17 protein-coding genes are annotated in these 16,864 nt (G+C 73.6%); 7 read left to right on the top strand and 10 right to left on the bottom strand.

The features are described from left to right. Positions 1-13: 13 nt before the first annotated feature. The 4 genes from J3P32_RS06650 to J3P32_RS06665 form a co-directional block, all read right to left on the bottom strand. Complete coding sequence (locus tag J3P32_RS06650) at positions 14-562, bottom strand: SRPBCC family protein (RefSeq protein ID WP_307807856.1); 549 nt, start codon at positions 560-562, stop codon at positions 14-16. Continuing rightward, positions 451-1,344, bottom strand: coding sequence for a phosphoribosylaminoimidazolesuccinocarboxamide synthase (locus tag J3P32_RS06655; RefSeq protein ID WP_210439022.1), 894 nt, complete (start codon positions 1,342-1,344; stop codon positions 451-453). Before J3P32_RS06655 ends, J3P32_RS06650 begins: the two co-directional genes overlap by 112 nt. A gap of 56 nt (positions 1,345-1,400) precedes the next feature. Continuing rightward, positions 1,401-1,949, bottom strand: a complete 549-nt coding sequence (locus J3P32_RS06660) for an antibiotic biosynthesis monooxygenase (RefSeq protein WP_210439023.1) — start codon at positions 1,947-1,949, stop codon at positions 1,401-1,403. A 67-nt stretch (positions 1,950-2,016) separates the two neighbouring features. Continuing rightward, positions 2,017-2,286 carry an acylphosphatase gene (locus J3P32_RS06665; RefSeq protein WP_210439024.1) on the bottom strand — a complete coding sequence of 90 codons (270 nt, stop codon included), beginning with the start codon at positions 2,284-2,286 and terminating at the stop codon, positions 2,017-2,019. Positions 2,287-2,348: 62 nt separating this feature from the next. Here J3P32_RS06665 and J3P32_RS06670 point away from each other — a divergent pair, with 62 nt between their 5' ends. After that, positions 2,349-3,791, top strand: a complete 1,443-nt coding sequence (locus tag J3P32_RS06670) for an MFS transporter (RefSeq protein WP_210439025.1) — start codon at positions 2,349-2,351, stop codon at positions 3,789-3,791. A 25-nt stretch (positions 3,792-3,816) separates the two neighbouring features. Here the strand turns inward: J3P32_RS06670 and purB are convergent, their stop codons facing one another. Genes purB through J3P32_RS06690 form a run of 4 tightly spaced genes read right to left on the bottom strand, consistent with a single transcriptional unit; the run spans position 3,817 to position 8,357 of the window. Next, positions 3,817-5,235: an adenylosuccinate lyase gene (gene purB, locus J3P32_RS06675; protein ID WP_210439026.1), complete on the bottom strand. Its 1,419-nt coding sequence runs from the start codon at positions 5,233-5,235 to the stop codon at positions 3,817-3,819. Beyond that, entirely contained in the window at positions 5,232-5,792 is a 561-nt protein-coding gene (locus J3P32_RS18415) for a DUF402 domain-containing protein (protein WP_210439027.1), read from the bottom strand. The genes purB and J3P32_RS18415 overlap by 4 nt, the downstream gene beginning before the upstream one ends. Further along, on the bottom strand, positions 5,785-7,077 hold the full coding sequence (gene purD, locus J3P32_RS06685) for a phosphoribosylamine--glycine ligase (protein WP_210439028.1): 1,293 nt from the start codon (positions 7,075-7,077) through the stop codon (positions 5,785-5,787). Before purD ends, J3P32_RS18415 begins: the two co-directional genes overlap by 8 nt. Further along, positions 7,074-8,357 (bottom strand): adenylosuccinate synthase, encoded by a 1,284-nt coding sequence (locus J3P32_RS06690; protein ID WP_210439029.1) that lies wholly within the window; start codon positions 8,355-8,357, stop codon positions 7,074-7,076. Before J3P32_RS06690 ends, purD begins: the two co-directional genes overlap by 4 nt. A gap of 177 nt (positions 8,358-8,534) precedes the next feature. On the opposite strand from J3P32_RS06690, the gene J3P32_RS06695 reads away from it, so the two are divergent. Then, positions 8,535-9,446 carry a diacylglycerol/lipid kinase family protein gene (locus J3P32_RS06695; RefSeq protein ID WP_307861602.1) on the top strand — a complete coding sequence of 304 codons (912 nt, stop codon included), beginning with the start codon at positions 8,535-8,537 and terminating at the stop codon, positions 9,444-9,446. 49 nt (positions 9,447-9,495) lie between these two features. On the opposite strand, the gene J3P32_RS06700 is transcribed toward J3P32_RS06695, so the two are convergent. After that, entirely contained in the window at positions 9,496-10,485 is a 990-nt protein-coding gene (locus tag J3P32_RS06700; protein ID WP_210439031.1) for a helix-turn-helix transcriptional regulator, read from the bottom strand. 176 nt (positions 10,486-10,661) lie between these two features. Between J3P32_RS06700 and lysS the strand changes: the two genes are divergently transcribed. After that, positions 10,662-12,380, top strand: coding sequence for a lysine--tRNA ligase (gene lysS / locus J3P32_RS06705; protein WP_210439032.1), 1,719 nt, complete (start codon positions 10,662-10,664; stop codon positions 12,378-12,380). A gap of 40 nt (positions 12,381-12,420) precedes the next feature. On the opposite strand, the gene J3P32_RS06710 is transcribed toward lysS, so the two are convergent. Continuing rightward, a complete protein-coding gene (locus tag J3P32_RS06710) occupies positions 12,421-12,885 on the bottom strand; it encodes an acyl-CoA thioesterase (RefSeq protein ID WP_210439033.1) in 465 nt (154 codons plus the stop codon). Between the two features lie 37 nt (positions 12,886-12,922). Between J3P32_RS06710 and J3P32_RS06715 the strand changes: the two genes are divergently transcribed. The 4 genes from J3P32_RS06715 (at position 12,923) to J3P32_RS06730 (ending at position 16,740) form a co-directional block, all read left to right on the top strand. Next, positions 12,923-13,345, top strand: coding sequence for a DUF3151 domain-containing protein (locus J3P32_RS06715; RefSeq protein WP_210439034.1), 423 nt, complete (start codon positions 12,923-12,925; stop codon positions 13,343-13,345). Positions 13,346-13,446: 101 nt separating this feature from the next. Beyond that, positions 13,447-13,728: a DUF3311 domain-containing protein gene (locus J3P32_RS06720; RefSeq protein ID WP_307861603.1), complete on the top strand. Its 282-nt coding sequence runs from the start codon at positions 13,447-13,449 to the stop codon at positions 13,726-13,728. After that, positions 13,725-15,488: a monocarboxylate uptake permease MctP gene (mctP, locus tag J3P32_RS06725; protein ID WP_210439035.1), complete on the top strand. Its 1,764-nt coding sequence runs from the start codon at positions 13,725-13,727 to the stop codon at positions 15,486-15,488. Before J3P32_RS06720 ends, mctP begins: the two co-directional genes overlap by 4 nt. Positions 15,489-15,744: 256 nt before the next feature. Then, positions 15,745-16,740 (top strand): type IV toxin-antitoxin system AbiEi family antitoxin domain-containing protein, encoded by a 996-nt coding sequence (locus tag J3P32_RS06730; protein WP_210439036.1) that lies wholly within the window; start codon positions 15,745-15,747, stop codon positions 16,738-16,740. Positions 16,741-16,864 lie beyond the last annotated feature (124 nt).

Below are 16,864 nucleotides of genomic sequence, written 5' to 3' on the forward strand. Positions count from 1 at the left end.
GGCGCCAACCTACTCAGGGCGCCTGCCGATCGGCGAGGATCCGGCCGGCCTTGCGCAGGTCCGCCGCGATGGCGCCGGAGGCCAGCACGCCGGCCGCCACGGCCGGCAGCGCCCACAGCCCGCGCCCGTCGACCTCGCCCTCCGCGCGCACCCGGCAGCCGCCCGGCAGCTCGGTGAAGTGCAGCGCGAGGGTGGCGGTCACCCCGCGCCAGCGGCCCCGCTCGGCCCAGACGCGGAACGGCACCAGCTCGGTCGTCTCCAGGTGGGGGCGCACGCCGACCGTGGTGGTGTCGCGCCACACCTGCCCGAGGTGCGGCTCCTCGTCGGCGGGCACGTCGACCGAGCGCAGCGAGGACTGCCACTCGGGCCGGTTGCGGGGGTCGCAGAGGTAGCGGAAGGCCGTCTCCGCCGGGACCGGCAGCCGCACGGCCGCCTCGATGCGACGGGCGCTCAGAACCGCTCCCCGGTCAGCAGCTCGTAGGCCTCGACGTAGCGGGCCCGGGTGCGCTCCACGACAGCGTCCGGCAGCGGCGGCGGCGCCTCGCCCGACGTGCGGTCCCAGCCGGACTCGCCGGTGAGCCAGTCGCGCACGATCTGCTTGTCGTACGACGCCTGCGCGCGGCCCGGCTGCCACTGGTCGGCCGGCCAGAAGCGGCTGGAGTCGGGGGTCAGGACCTCGTCGGCGAGGATCGTCGTACCGTCCGGCCGCCGGCCGAACTCGAGCTTGGTGTCGGCCAGGATGATGCCGCGGCCGCGCGCCAGCGCGTGCGCCCGGTCGTAGACCTCCATGGTGAGCCTGCGCAGCTCCGCGGCGGCATCCCCACCGACCGCGTCGACGACGGCGGCGTAGTCGACGTTCTCGTCGTGGTCGCCCAGGGCGGCCTTGGTCGCGGGCGTGAAGACGGGCTCCGGCAGGCGGCTGCCGTCCTCGAGACCCGGCGGCAGCGCGATGCCGCACACCTCGCCGGTGCGGCGGTAGTCGAGCAGGCCGGACCCCGTGAGGTAGCCGCGCGCCACGCACTCGACGGGGAACATCTCGAGCCGCTCGCAGATCACGGCACGGCCGGACACGGCGGCCGGCACGTCGGTCGAGACGACGTGGTTGCCCACCAGGCCGGACAGCTGGTCGAACCACCACAGCGACATCCGGGTGAGGATCTCGCCCTTGTCGGGGATCGTGGAGTCGAGGACGAAGTCGTAGGCCGAGATGCGGTCGCTGGCGACCATCAGCAGCCGGCCCTCGTGCTCACCGCCGTCGATGCGGTAGAGGTCGCGCACCTTGCCGGAGTGCAGGTGGGTGGTGCCCTCGACCACCGGGGCGGCGGGGATGTTCAGCTCGGCCACGCGCCGAGCCTAGTGCGCGCGGCCCGGTCAGGGGACGGCCCGCCGCCGTGCGGGACCTACCGGTGCAGCCACCAGCTCATGCGCCTGGTCATGAACGGCAGGAAGACGTAGGTCATCAGCGGCGTCATCACCGTGGTCACGAGCGCCACGCGCGGCACGAGCGGCCAGTCCGAGATGGTGCGCGAGGCGACGAAGTTGGCGAGCAGGCTCAGCGGCAGGAACACCATGAAGATGACGATCATCTGCTTCCACCGCGGGGGCGCCACCGGTGCGGCGCTGAGCATCTCGACGGACGCCGGCTCGTCGAACCAGCCCTCGATCCCCGTACGCCGCTCACGGCTCTTCTCCTCCACGCTGCCCTGGGCCGCCTCGAGCCACCACGCGCGCTGCGGGGAGGCCTCCCAGGCGGCGAGCGAGTCGGCGTCGGCGAAGCGGTAGAGCATGTGCCACTCCGAGGAGTCCTCGCTGGGACGCACCCAGCCCGACCCGAGGAAGCCGTCGAACCGCTCGGCCAGCGACGTCCCCGCCTGCACCCAGGCCAGCATCTCCGTCGTCCGCGACGGGTCGACGTGGCGGGTGACGGACACGGTGACGGGGGCGGTCATGGCGCCAGTGTCGTGGGCACGGACCGGCCGCGCGAAGCCGAGGACGACGAGATCCCGGCCACGTCGTTCAGCCGACGACCTCGAAGCCGCCGGCGCCGCCGACCTGCGCGTCGCGGACCGCGACGTGCTCCACGCGCGCCGTGGCCGGGCCGTCGTGGCACCACGCGACGAGGGCGTCGACCGCCTCGTCGTCGCCCTCCGCGTGCAGGAGCACCGAGCCGTCCGGCTCGTTGCGCACCCATCCCGCGACGCCGAGCCGGCGCGCCTGCTCCTGGGTGTACCAGCGGAAGGAGACGCCCTGCACCCGTCCGGTCACGCGCACCTGGACTGCCTTCACACCACCATGATGGACCCTCCCGGATGGTCCGCGGCGTGGCACCGGATGGAAGGCTGGCGTCGATGACCCGGAGCGAGGAGACCGACGCCGCCTCGGCGGAGGCGTCGGCGTACGAGCCGGACCCGCGCCGCTGGCGCGTGCTGGCCGTGTCGCTGGTCGTCGGCTTCATGTCGCTGCTCGACGTGACCATCGTCAACGTCGCCGTCCCCTCGATCCGCTCGAGCCTGGACACCTCGGCCGCGACCATCCAGTGGGTCGTCTCGGGGTACGCCCTCGCGTTCGGCATGACGCTGGTAGCCGGCGGGCGGCTCGGCGACGCGCACGGCCGCCGCCGGCTGATGACGATCGGCCTCGTCGGCTTCGTGGTGTCCAGCGCCGCCGTCGGGCTGGCGCCCAACGCCGCGGCCATCGTGCTCGCCCGGCTCGTGCAGGGCGCCAGCGCCGGGCTGCTGACACCGCAGAACTCCGGCCTGATCCAGCAGCTGTTCCGGGGCGAGGAGCGCGGGCGCGCCTTCGGCATGTTCGGCTTCACCGTGGCCGTCGCCTCGGCCACCGGACCGCTCATCGGCGGTGCCCTCATCGGCCTGCTCGGCGAGGAGGACGGCTGGCGCTCGCTGTTCCTCGTGAACGTGCCGATCGGGCTCGTGGCGCTGGTGCTGATCCGGCGGATGGTGCCCGACAACGACGCGGGGGCGGAGGCCGAGAAGGACCCCCGCGTCGACCTCGTCGGCGCGGTGCTGCTCGGCCTCGCGGTCCTGGCCGTGCTCTTCCCGCTCATCAGCCTCGAGGGCGGGGCCGGGCTGCCGCTGGTGCTGCTGGCGGCCTTCCCGCCGCTGGCCTGGGCGTTCGCGCGGTGGGAGCGGCGCACCGTCCGGCTCGACCGCCCGCCCCTGCTCGACGTCTCGCTGCTCAGCGGACTGCCGGGCTACGCCAACGGCCTGCTCGTCGGCACGCTGTACTTCACCGGCTTCACCGGGATCTTCCTCGTGCTGTCGGTGCACCTGCAGGAGGGCGAGGAGTTCGCACCGCTGCACGCGGCGCTGCTGATGACGCCCTTCGCCGTCGGCGCCGCCACCACGTCGCCGCTCGCCGGCCGGCTGGTCGGCCGGATCGGGCGGCGCGTGACGCTCCTCGCGCTGTCGGTGATGATGACCGGCACCGCCCTCGCCGCGTGGCTGGTCACCCAGCCCTCCGACCGGCTCTGGTGGACCTTGGCGCCGGCGATGTTCCTCGCCGGGGTCGGCGGCGGGGGTGTCATCTCCCCCAACTTCACCCTCACCCTCGCCGACGTGCCGCCACGCATGGGCGGGGCGGCGGGCGGCGCCCTCCAGACGGGCCAGCGGATCGGCTCCGCGCTCGGAGCTGCCCTGCTGATGACCGTCTACCAGGCCGTCGACGCCGTGGCCTCGGCGCCGGTCGCGGCGCGCTCGGCCCTGGTCGCTGCGCTCGCCGTGCTGTCGGTCGCGCTCGCCGCCGCTGTCCGGTCCTGGCGGCTCGGGGACTGACCGGTCCGCGCCGACCGGTCCGGCGTCAGAGGATCGCGCCGGGGGCGTACGCCGCCGCGCCGGGGTGCCGCTGCGCCAGCGCCTCGACCCGGGCCACGACCGCGCGGGTCTGGGCCACCGCGGCGCCGGTGAACTCGATCGGGTCGGCGACGAGCGTGTCGATCTGGTCGCGGGTGAGCCCGAGCCGCTCGTCGGCGGCGAGCTTGGCGAAGACGTCGTTGTCGGCCTGGCCCGAGCGCATCGCGAGGGCGGTGCCGACGGCGGCCTCCTTGATCGCCTCGTGCGCGGCCTCGCGGCCGACGCCGTTGCGCACCGCCGCCATCAGCACCTTGGTGGTGGTGAGGAACGGCAGGTAGCGGTCGAGCTCGCGCTGGATCACCGCCGGGAAGGCGCCGAACTCGTCGAGCACCGTGAGGAAGGTCTGGAAGAGCCCGTCGGTGGCGAAGAACGCGTCGGGCAGCGCGACCCGGCGCACGACCGAGTCCGACACGTCGCCCTCGTTCCACTGGTCGCCGGCGAGCTCGCTGATCATCGACAGGTGGCCGCGCACGACCACCGCGAGGCCGTTGACCCGCTCGCACGAGCGGCTGTTCATCTTGTGCGGCATCGCCGACGAGCCGACCTGGCCCTCCTTGAAGCCCTCGGTCACCAGCTCGTTGCCGGCCATCAGCCGGATCGTCGTCGCCAGGTTCGACGGGCCGCTGACCAGCTGCACCAGCGCCGACACCACGTCGAAGTCGAGCGAGCGCGGGTAGACCTGGCCGACGCTGGTCAGCACCTGCTCGAAGCCGAGGTGGCGGGCGACCCGCTCCTCCAGCGACGCGAGCTTCGCGGCGTCGCCGTCGAGCAGGTCGAGCATGTCCTGCGCCGTGCCCATCGGCCCCTTGATCCCGCGCAGGGGGTAGCGGGCGAGCAGCTCCTCGATGCGCTGGACCGCGATGAGCATCTCGTCGGCGACGGTGGCGAAGCGCTTGCCGAGGGTGGTGGCCTGGGCGGCGACGTTGTGCGAGCGTCCGGCCATCGCGGTCGTCTCGTGCTCGGCGGCGAGCCTCCCGAGGCGCACCAGCGCGGCCACCGCCCGGTCGCGCACGACCTCCAGCGAGCGGCGCACCTGCAGCTGCTCGACGTTCTCGGTGAGGTCGCGCGAGGTCATGCCCTTGTGGATGTGCTCGTGCCCGGCGAGCGCGGAGAACTCCTCGATGCGCGCCTTCACGTCGTGGCGGGTGACCCGCTCGCGGGCGGCGATCGAGTCGAGGTCGACGCGGTCGACGACGCTCGCGTAGGCCTCGACGACGCCGTCGGGCACCGCGATGCCGAGGTCGCGCTGCGCCTTCAGCACGGCGATCCAGAGCTGCCGCTCGAGGACGATCTTGTGCTCGGGCGACCAGATCTCGGCGAGGTCGGCACCGGCGTAGCGGGTGGCCAGCACGTTGGGGACGTTCACGACCCGATCCTCCCATCCTGCGGCGCCCAGCCGTCCCACGGCGCCCACCAGCGGTCGTCGCGGTCGAGCAGGTCGGCGACCTCGCTCGCGGCGGCGAGGACGGCGAGCAGCTCGTCCTGCGTGATGCGGCCCGATGCGAGCGCCGGCGCCAGGTGGTGGACGTCCTTCCACCGCCACGACCCGTCGGGGTCGATGACGACGTCGAGCTGGAGGTCGTCGACGTCGACGCCGTCGGCGGTGCGCACGACCGGTGTCTCGAAGTTGACGTACCAGGAGAGGAAGGAGAGGCCGTCGGCGCTGAAGAACTTCCACACCGAGTACCAGTCGCCCGCGCGGCGCAGCTTGAGGACGGTCGTGCCGGTCCACGCGGCGAGGTGTCCCCACGGGTGCGGGAACGGGTGGTCGGCGAACGCCAGGGGCGTGCCGTCGGCCACCACGCTCGCGAGGAGGTGACCGTCGTCGGAGACCACGCGCTCGTCCCACGAGGCCCACTCCGCGCCGTGCAGCACCTCGCGCACGTGCAGCGCGACGCAGGGCGGGAACGGGGCGTCAGCCACGCGAGGCGGCGCCCTCGACGACGCCGAGCGGCTCGGCGGCGATGTCGGAGCGTCGCTGCAGGCCGTCGAAGGAGATCAGGTCGGCGGCGGCGTACGCGCGCGCTCGGGCGTCGGCGACGTCGTACCCGACGGCGCGTACGGCGAGCACCCGGCCGCCGGCGGTGACGAGGTGGCGGTGGTCGGGGTCGCCCTCCTCGGGTGCGGCGACGATCGCCGTGCCGGCGTGGATCACGTCGACGTCGTGGACGCCGTTCGCGCTGCCGACCCCGCGGATCACGTCTCCCGTGGACGAGGTCTCGGGGTAGCCCGCGCTGGCCAGGACGACCGACACGGCCGCGCCGTCGGCGAACGTCGGCTCGGGTGCGGACGCCAGGTCGCCCTCGGCCGCCGCCAGCAGCAGCGCGCCCAGCGGGGAGGTGAGCAGCGCGAGGACCGGCTGGACGTCGGGGTCGCCGAAGCGGCAGTTGAACTCGATGACCTTCGGGCCCGCGGCGGTCAGCGCGAGACCGACGTAGAGGCAGCCGACGAAGGGCGCTCCGCGGCGCCGCATCTCCGCCAGCGTCGGGGCGACGACGTCGGCCATCACCGTGTCGACGACGCCGTCGGGCAGCCAGGCCAGCGGGGCGTACGAGCCCATGCCGCCGGTGTTGGGTCCGCGGCCGCCGTCGAAGATGCGCTTGAAGTCCTGGGCGGGCAGGAGCGGGCGGCCGACGGCGCCGTCGCAGACGACGAACAGGGAGAACTCCGGACCGTCGAGGAACTCCTCCACCACGACCCGGTCGCAGCCGGCCGCGTGGGCCAGGGCTGCCTCGCGGTCGCCGGTCACGACGACGCCCTTGCCGGCGGCCAGCGCGTCGTCCTTGACGACGTAGGGGGCGCCGAAGGCGTCGAGCGCCGCGGCGACCTCCTCGGGGGTCGTGCAGGTGCGCGAGCCCGCGGTCGGCACGCCGGCCGCGGCCATCACGTCCTTGGAGAACGCCTTGGAGCCCTCGAGCCGGGCGGCGGCGCGGGAGGGACCGAAGACGGCCGCGCCGGCCGCCCGCACGGTGTCGGCGACGCCCGCGACGAGGGGCGCCTCGGGGCCCACGACGACCAGGTCGGCACCGACGGCGGTGGCGAGGGCGGCGACGGCCTCGCCGTCCATCGGGTCCACCTCGTGGAGGGTGGCGACCTCGCCCATGCCCGGGTTGCCCGGAGCGGCGTGCACCTCGCTGCCCGGCTCGGCGGCGAGGGCGAGGACGAGCGCGTGCTCGCGCCCGCCGCTGCCGACGACGAGCGTCCTCACCCGCGCACCACCACGGTCTGCTCGCGGCCCGGGCCGACGCCCACGCCCCAGATGGGGGCACCGGACATCTCCTCGAGCGCCTCGACGTAGGCCTGCGCGTTCCTCGGCAGCTCGTCGAAGGTGCGGCAGCCGGAGATGTCGCTCTGCCAGCCGTCGAAGTACTCGTAGACGGGCGTGGCGTGGTGGAACTCGGTCTGCGTCATCGGCATCTCGTCGACCCGCTCGCCGTCGACCTCGTAGGCCACGCACACCGGGATGCGCTCCCACGCCCCGAGGATGTCGAGCTTGGTGAGGAAGAACTCCGTCAGGCCGTTGACCCGGCTCGCGTAGCGGGCCACCACCGCGTCGTACCACCCGCACCGGCGGGTGCGGCCCGTGGAGACGCCGACCTCGCCGCCGAGCTGCTGCAGGCGCGCGCCGTCCTCGTCGAACAGCTCGGTCGGGAAGGGCCCCGAGCCGACGCGGGTCGTGTAGGCCTTGATCACCCCGATCACGCGGTCGATGCGGGTCGGGCCGACGCCGGCGCCGACGCACACGCCGCCGGCGACGGGGTTCGACGACGTCACGAACGGGTAGGTGCCGTGGTCGACGTCGAGCATGGTGGCCTGCGCGCCCTCGAACAGCACGGTCTGGCCGGCGTCGAGCGCCCGGTTGAGCAGCAGCGAGGTGTCGCACACCATCGGCCGCAGCCGCTCGGCGTACGACGTCAGCTCCTCCACGACCGCGTCCACCTCGATGGCCCGCCGGTTGTAGACCTTGGTGAGCAGGTGGTTGCGCACGTCGAGGGCCGCCTCGACCTTCTGCGTGAGGATCTTCTCGTCGAACAGGTCGGCGATGCGCACGCCGACGCGGTTGGTCTTGTCGGCGTAGGCCGGCCCGATCCCGCGTCCGGTCGTGCCGATCTGGTTCTTGCCGAGGAAGCGCTCGGTGACCTTGTCGATCGTGGCGTGGTAGCTCGCGATGACGTGGGCGTTCGCGCTCACCTTGAGGTCGGCCACCTCCACGCCGCGGGCGAGCAGCCCGTCGAGCTCGCGGAACAGCGCCTCCGGCGAGACCACCACGCCGCCGGCGATGACGGAGGTGGCGCCGGGCGTGAGGATGCCGCTGGGCAGCAGGTGGGTGGCGTACTTCTCGCCGTTGACGACGATGGTGTGGCCGGCGTTGTGGCCACCGCTCGTGCGGACCACGTAGTCGATCGGGTCCGTGGTGGCCAGCAGGTCGGTGGCCTTGCCCTTGCCCTCGTCGCCCCACTGGGCGCCGAGCACGACGATCGCGGGCATCTCAGCCCTCCTCTGTCTCACGGCTCTGCCTCACGGCGGGACCACCGGATGGAGCCAGCACATGGGAACAGCCCCGGCACGAGGCACGGGGCTCTTGCGGCCCCACGCTACCGCACCCGGGCGGTGTGCCCCGGCGGGCGTCCCGGGGGCGGGGCCGCGGTGGGCTATGGTCCGGCCGTGCGATCCCTCCTCGTCATCACCAACGCCGAGGCCGGCACCTCCGACGAGGTGCGGCTCAACTCGGCGCTGTCGGTGCTGCGCGACAAGGCGTCGGTCGAGGTGGAGCGGACCTCCAACCCCGGCGAGCTCGACGGCGTGCTGCACCGCGCCGGCGGGCGCACGGTCGTGGTGGCCGGCGGCGACGGGAGCCTCCACGCGGTCGTGACGGCGCTGCACAAGCGCCACGAGCTCGCCGACGCCACGCTCGGGCTGCTGCCGATGGGCACCGGCAACGACTTCGCCCGCGGCAACGACATCCCCCTCGACATCGAGGACGCCGCGCGCCTGGTGCTGTCCGGGCGTCCGCGCCGGGTCGACCTCATCGTCGACGAGACCGGCAACGTGGTGGTCAACAACGTGCACGTCGGCGTGGGCGCGCAGGCGAGCCGCAAGGGCGCGAAGTGGAAGACCCGGCTCGGCGCCGTCGGCGTCGGCAGCGTCAACCTCGGCCGCCTCGGCTACCCGATCGGCGCGCTCCTGTCGGCCTTCCACCCACCGAGCTGGCGCCTGCGCGTGGAGCTCGACGGGAAGGTGGTCAACGACGTCGACCGGCCGGTCCTCATGGTCGCCATCGGCAACGGCGCGCAGGTCGGCGGCGGCACCGAGCTCAACCCGGACGCCGACACCGAGGACGGCCTGCTCGACGTGATGATCAGCCGGGCCGTGTCGTCGACGGCCAAGCTCGGCTACGCCGCGGGCCTGCGCAAGGGCGAGCACGACGAGCGCGACGACGTGGTCACGCTGCGCGGCACCTCGGTGAAGGTCAGCGGCGACGAGTTCTGGCTGTCCGCCGACGGGGAGGTCTCCGGCCCCGAGCGCAGCCGCAGCTGGCGCCTGGAGCGCGCGGCGTACTCGATGATCCTGCCCTGAGCAGGGGGACCCCGCCCAGGCCCGCCCGGGGCCGCCCGGGGCCGCCTGCCTAGAGCCAGCCGCGCCGGACCGCCTCGGCGCCCGCCTGGAACCGGGTGTCGACGCCCAGCTCGGTCATCAGGCTCGCGACGCGGCGACGCACGGTGCGCAGTCCGAGCCCCAGCTTGCGGGCGATGACCTCGTCGGTCGCACCGGCCATCAGCTGGTCGAGGAGGAACTGGCGCTCGTCGGGGTGCCCGGTGCCGGTCTCGAGCTCGGGGACCGGCGCGGCGCGCGACCACAGGAGCTCGAACCACATGGTCAGTGCCGCCACGATCGAGCGCTGCCTCACGTGGACGCGCGGCTCGTCGGTGTAGCCGATCGGCTCGGGCAGCACCGCGTGGGCGTCGCCGAGGATGAACATGCGCGTGGGGAGCTCCGACATCACCCGCACCTGCTCCCCGAGCCGCGCCCGGGCGCGCAGCGCCTCGGGCGCCTCGGTCAGCGCGCGGACCGGGTAGATCGCGCGCGAGCGTCGTCCGCTGGCGATCGCCTCCCCGAGCAGCTCGCCGACCCGGGACTCACGAGGCAGGGCCCACGCGTCGGGCCGCAGCCACAGCATGTCGCCCCGGCTGGTCCGCATCATGAGGTGCAGCAGCTCCAGCGGGTCGCCGCCCGAGCTCAGCTCGCCGTCGAGCGGGCGGATGTCGCTGAGGTCGCCGACGTCGGGGCGGGTCGCGGCCGCCACGAGGTGCGGCAGCGCGCGGGACAGCTCGTGCAGGCGGGACGCCGAGGTGGCGGCGAGGCGTGACTCCTGCTCGACGAGGTCCGAGAGCACCTCCGCGAGCGGCGGCACGACCAGCCTGTCCTCGTCCAGCACCACCAGGCCGAGGGCCTGCAGCGGGGCGAGCCGCCCCAGGAGGCTGGCGGGCGGCTCCTGCACGAGCCGGGCGACGCCGACGAGGGTGTGCCCCGAGACCGGCACCAGCCGGAAGTACAGCTGCTCGGCCCGCCGGTCGAGGCCCAGCGCCGCGAGGACCGAGGACGGGTCTGCTGCCATGCTGGCAGGTTACTGCCAGCGGCACTCATGACCACGGTGGCAGCGACCGGCCACTTCATACTGGTCCCGGCCGGTCGCGGACGGGGGTGCGCGGCGGCCCGCTCCCTGGAGCACAGCGTCGGAGCCGCCACGGGGGACGGCTCCGACGCCCCGGCAGCCCCGATAGCCTTGCACCCATGGCACGAGGTGGACAGCAGGGCGATCCGGTCGACTGGGTGACGCGGGCGGCGGACGACGCCGTACGCCACGCCGGCGACGGCCCGGTCACCGTCGCCTCCGGCGCCTCCCCCAGCGGCCCGATCCACCTGGGCAACCTGCGCGAGTTCATCACCCCGCACTTCGTCGCCGAGGAGCTGAGGCGCCGCGGCGTGCCGGTGCGCCATCTGCACTCCTGGGACGACTTCGACCGCTTCCGCAAGGTCCCGGCGGGCGTGCCGGCCGAGTGGGCCGACCACATCGGCCGCCCGCTGACCGCCGTGCCCGACCCGTGGGAGTGCCACGTCAACTGGGCCGAGCACTTCAAGGCGCCCCTGCAGGCGGCGCTGCGCGACCTCGGCGTCGAGATGGAGGAGATCTCCCAGACGCAGATGTACACCTCCGGCGCCTACCGCGAGCAGGTCCTCCGGGCGGTCGCGCGGCGCGACGAGATCGAGGCGGTGCTCGCCCGGCACCGCACCAGGAAGGTCACCGCCGGAGAGGACGCGTCCGCCCAGGAGGCCGCCGACCTCGCCGACTCGGTCGCCAACGAGGACGCCGAGCCGGCCGCTTCAGGCACCGGCGACGCGATCGCCCGGTTCCCCTACCGCCCCTACTGCCGCCAGTGCGGCCGCGACACGGTGACCACCACGGCGTACGACGACGCCACCACGACGCTGTCCTACACCTGCTCCTCGTGCGGCTACGAGGGCACCACCGACCTGTCCACCGACACCGACGGCAAGCTCGTGTGGAAGGTCGACTGGCCGATGCGCTGGGCCTACGAGTCGGTCAACTTCGAGCCGGCCGGGCGCGACCACATGACCCCCGGCTCGTCCTACACCGTCGGCACCGAGATCGTGTCGTCGATCTTCGACTGGCGCGCGCCGGCACGCGTCATCTACGCGTTCGTCGGGTTCGCCGGCGTGCAGAAGATGTCGTCGTCGGCCGGAGGCGTCCCGACCGCCGCCGACGCGCTGCGGATCCTCGAGGCGCCCCTGCTGCGCTGGCTCTACGTCCGCCGGGCCCCCACCCAGGCCTTCGACATCGACTTCGGTCCCGCCGTCGTCCGCCTCTACGACGAGTGGGACGCCCTCGGCCGCAAGGCCGCCGACCCCGCGAAGGCCGACGTCGCCACCCTGGCGTGGCACCGCGCCTCGGCGACCGCCTCGGCGGGGCGCCTGCCGACCCCGGCCGTCGCGGTCCCGTTCCGCACCCTGTCGTCCGTCGCCGACGTGACCGCCGGCTCGGCCGAGCTCATCTCGCGGGTCATCGAGTCCTCGGGCTTCCCCCACGACTCCGTCGCCGACCTCGAGCCGCGGCTGTCCAAGGCGATGCAGTGGACCGCCGAGCACGTGCCGGCCGACGAGCGCACCACGGTGCGCGAGACGCCCGACGCCGAGCGCCTCGGCTCGCTCACCGAGGACGAGCAGCTGTGGCTGCGGATCTTCCTCGACCGGCTCCCCTCCGAGCCGGACCTCGACAGCGTGACGTCCGTCGTCTACGGCGTCCCGAAGGTCGCCCGCGGCCTCGGGTTCGACGACGCGCCCACCGACGAGGTGAAGGCCGACCAGAAGGACTTCTTCCGCCTGCTCTACAACCTGCTGGTCTCCGCCGACCGCGGGCCGCGCCTGCCCACCCTGGTGCTGGCGCTGGGGCCGGCGAGGGTGCGGCAGCTGCTGGGCGCGCCCGAGTCCTGACCTTGCGTCGCCCGGGCCCGGGAGGGGCTCGACCGGAGGTTCAGCGGCGGAAGCCCACCGGGTCGCCGAGGTAGCGCTCGAGATCGGTGCGCACCGCGTCGCTGATCGTCCACGCGGACTGGGCGCGGTGGTCCCACAGCACGTTCACGCACTCCCAGACCGCCGCCGGACCCCCGCCCGCCTCGACGCGGAGCTCGGCGGCGACGGTGAACGACGAGCGGCCGAGCCGGGAGACCCAGAGGGAGGCGAGGAACGGCTGGTAGGGCACGAACCGCATCTCGGAGTGGTACTCGATCGTCTGCGAGGCGACGAGCTCAGAGACCCCGGGATCGGTCCCGTGGAGCAGCCCGGTCGCGCCGTCCGGCAGGCCCGGCAGGCGGGCGAACCGCAGGAACTCGTAGCGCGCCTCGTCGAGCACCCGGACCGCCTCGACGTTGTCGACGTGCCCGGCGAGGTTGATGTCGCGGTAGCGCGCCTGGATCTCGGTCGTGAAGGTCTGGCCCATGGGGGAAGTGTGTCGGACCCCCGCCTAGGGTGGGGCCATGACCTCCGCCTTCGGCCGTGACCTGATGGCCGGTCCGCCGCCCACGCACCTGCCCGCCGACCCCGCCGACGCCGAGCTGTCCGGCGGCGACGCACCGGCAGCCGTCGTACGCCGCCACCCGGCGTCGCCGGCCGCCTGGGCCGCGCTCGCCCAGCAGGCGCTGGACGCCGGGGCCGACGACGTGACCGTCTACGCCTACGCGCGCGTCGGCTACCACCGCTCGCTCGACATGCTGCGCCGCAACGGGTGGAAGGGTCACGGCCCGGTGCCGTGGGAGCACGAGCCGAACCGCGGGTTCCTGCGCGCCCTCGCCCTGCTCGCGCTCGCGGCACGCGCCATCGGTGAGACCGACGAGTGGGAGCGCTGCTCGACGTTCCTGCGCGACTCCAGCCCCGCGGCGGCCGACGCGCTGCTGGGCTGAGCCGCCGGCCGCTCGTACCGCTCGGCGCGCCGGAGCGACCGCTGGCCGCGTCACCGCTGAGGGTGGGTGACGACCGTCACGGCGGGAGTAGTGTCTCGCGCGTGAATTCCGGGAACACACCGCCGCCGCGCCCCGACCAGGGCCCACCCCCCACCGACAAGCGCAAGATGGCCCTCGCGGCCGTCCTGCTCGCGATCCCCGTCGTCGTGCTCCTCTGGGTGCCGCACTACGCCCGGGTCGAGCCGAGGCTGTTCGGCTTCCCCTTCTTCTTCTGGTACCAGTTCCTCTGGGTCTTCCTCTGCTCGGCGATGACCTACGCGGCCTTCCGCCTCACGCTCTCCGCGCGCGGCAAGACCTCGCACGAGGCCGGTGAGGACCGATGACCCCCCAGCTCACGGGGCACTCCCTCGCGGCGGCGGCCGACACCGGCGGCGTCAACGGCGTCGCGCTGTCGGTGCTGATAGCCCTGTTCCTCCTCGTCACCGTGGCCGGGTTCATGGCCACGCGGTTCAAGCGCGCGGAGTCCATGGAGTCGCTCGAGGAGTGGGGGCTCGGTGGGCGCACGTTCGGCACCTGGATCACGTGGTTCCTGCTCGGCGGCGACCTCTACACGGCGTACACCTTCGTCGCCGTGCCCGCGGCGATGTTCGCGACCGGTGCGGTCGCCGGCTTCTTCGCGGTGCCCTACACGATCATCCTCTACCCGATCATCTTCATCTTCATGGCGCGGCTCTGGTCGGTGAGCCACCGCCACGGCTACGTCACCCCGGCCGACTTCGTCCGCGGCAGGTACGACGACCGCGGGCTGTCGCTGGCCGTCGCGATCACGGGCTTCGTGGCCACGATGCCCTACATCGCCCTGCAGCTCGTCGGCATCCAGGCGGTGCTCGAGGTGGCCGGGCTCGGCGGCGGCGACAACATCGTCGCCAAGGACGCGCCGCTGTTCATCGCCTTCGCCGTTCTCGCCGCCTACACCTACTCCAGCGGCCTGCGGGCGCCGGCGGTGATCGCCTTCGTCAAGGACATCCTGATCTACCTCGTGATCATCGTCGCGGTGATCTACCTGCCCGGGCAGGTCGGCGGCTGGGAGGCGATCTTCGGCGCGGCCGAGGAGAAGATGGCCGCCAACAACGCCGCCGCGACCGAGGCGGGGCTGAGCCCGACCTCGTCGTTCGTGCCCGGCTCCGGCGCGTTCTGGGCGTACGCCACCCTGGCCCTCGGGTCGGCGATGGCGCTGTTCATGTACCCGCATTCCGTGACGGCGTCGCTGTCGTCGAGCTCGCGCAACACCATCCGTCGCAACGCCTCGATCCTGCCGGCGTACTCCTTCGTGCTCGGGCTGCTGGCCCTGCTCGGCTGGGTGGCCATCGCGGCAGGGACGCTGCCGATCGGGCTCGACGGCGAGCCCAACGCGCAGCTGGTGATCCCGCAGCTGTTCGAGGACATGTTCCCGTCGTGGTTCGCGGGCGTGGCCTTCGCCGCCATCGCGATCGGCGCGCTGGTGCCGGCCGCGATCATGTCGATCGCCGCGGCCAACACGTTCAGCCGCAACATCTACAAGGAGTGGCTGAAGAAGGACGCGACCCCGGCGCAGGAGGCGAAGGTCTCCAAGCTGATGTCGCTGCTGGTCAAGGCCTTCGCGCTGGTGTTCGTGCTGACGCTCGACAAGCAGAACGCGATCAACTTCCAGCTCCTGGGCGGCATCTGGATCCTGCAGACCTTCCCGGCCATCGTGTTCAGCCTCTTCACCCGGTGGTTCCACCGCTACGGCCTGCTGGCAGGCTGGGCCGTCGGCATCGCGTACGGCACGATCGAGGCCTACCAGGTCGTCAACCCGGTGACCGGCAAGCACTTCGGCGGCTCCACGGCGCTGATCCCGGGCATCGGCGAGCTGGGCTACATCGCGGTGACCGCGTTCGTGATCAACGTCGTGGTCGCTGCCGTGGTGAGCGCGATCCTCCACGCCACGAAGGTGTCCAACGGTCGCGACGAGACGATCCCGTTCGACTACTTCGCCGACGCCGACGACCCGCGGGTGCAGAAGGACCTCGCCGAGCACGACGCGCACGACGAGACAAGCTCCCGGGCCCCGCACCACGAGGCCGACGGCGACGACGTGACGGGCGGCGCGCCGGCGCGCTGACGTTCGGGGCTGACCCCGTCCGCCGCCCGCCGACCGCGGACTCCCCCGCCGACCGCGGGTAACGCCTCCGTCCGCGCACTCCCGCCCCCACCAGTGGGGGCGGGAGTGCCGGCGTGGTGGCGTTACCCGGGCGCAAACAAGCCGACCGGCCCCTGAGGGGGCCGAAGGACGTCCACAGGCGGTCGACCGGACGCGCCCTCCACAGCGCCGGCGCCCACCTCGGGCACGGGGTGATCGCCGGACACAGACTCCCGGGGTGGACCTCCTCAGCCACCGGACCGCTCGCACACAGCACGGCCTCCTCACGCACCAGCAGGCCGTCGCGACGGGCCTGTCCCCGCGCGACATCGCCCGGCTGGTGCGCGCCGGGGCATGGGCGAGGATCCGCAAGGGCGTGTACGCCGACGCGGAGGCGTACGCGGCCGCCGATCCCCACCGCGAGGCGCCGATGATCCGCATGCGGGCCGTGGTCCTGTCCCTCGCGCGGACCCCGGTCTTCTCCCACGACTCCGCGGCCATCGTGCTGGGCCTGGGGGTCCCCGACGCGGCGCGCGCGGCCGTCCACGTCGCCCAGCCCGAGCACCGAGCGAGCAGGAAGGCCGGCGGCGTCGTCACACACGGGGCGCCGTTCCGCGACGACGAGGTGCGGGTCGTCGACGGCCTGCGCGTGGTGGGCGCGGCCCGGACCGCTCTCGACATGGCGCGCTTCCACGGGTTGTGGCCCGGGGTGGCGGCCTGCGACGCCGCGCTGCGGTCGGGCGTCACGCGCGCCGATCTCGAGGCAGCGGCCGCGGTGATGCGCGGCTGGCCGTACAAGGCTCGTGTCGACCGAGCCGTGGGGCTGGCCGATGCCGGGTCCGAGAGCTACCTGGAGTCGCTCGCCCGAGGCCTGGTCGTCGACCTGGGCATCGGGACACCGCAGACGCAGTTCGGCCTCACCGACGGGCACCGCGTCGCGTGGTGCGACATCCGCGTGGACCGGCACGTGTTCGAGGCCGACGGCCTCCTCAAGTACGCCGCCGACCCCGACCGGGCCCTCAGGGAGGAGAAGAACCGCCAGGACTTCGTCTGCGGGTTCAAGCTCGGGGTCTCGCGCATCACCCTGCACGACTGCCTCGCTGGACGGCGGGCCGCGCTGCGCCGCCTGGCGCGGGAGTACGCCGACACCTGCGCCCGCTTCGGCACCTCCATCGACGACCTGGCCCCGTACGTCCTCCCGAGCTCGGCCCGGCTCGCCCGCCGCAGCGGCTGAGGCGTCCTGCCGCACGGCGGCGTACCTCCTCGAGGTGCCGTCCTGCGGCCCGGCCGGCGCCGGTAACGCCACCATCCGCGCACTCCCGCCCCCGTCAGTGGGGGCGGGAGTGGTCGCGGGGTGG

Origin of the sequence: Nocardioides xinjiangensis, assembly GCF_017916385.1 — a bacterium.
Lineage (GTDB): Bacteria > Actinomycetota > Actinomycetes > Propionibacteriales > Nocardioidaceae > Nocardioides > Nocardioides xinjiangensis.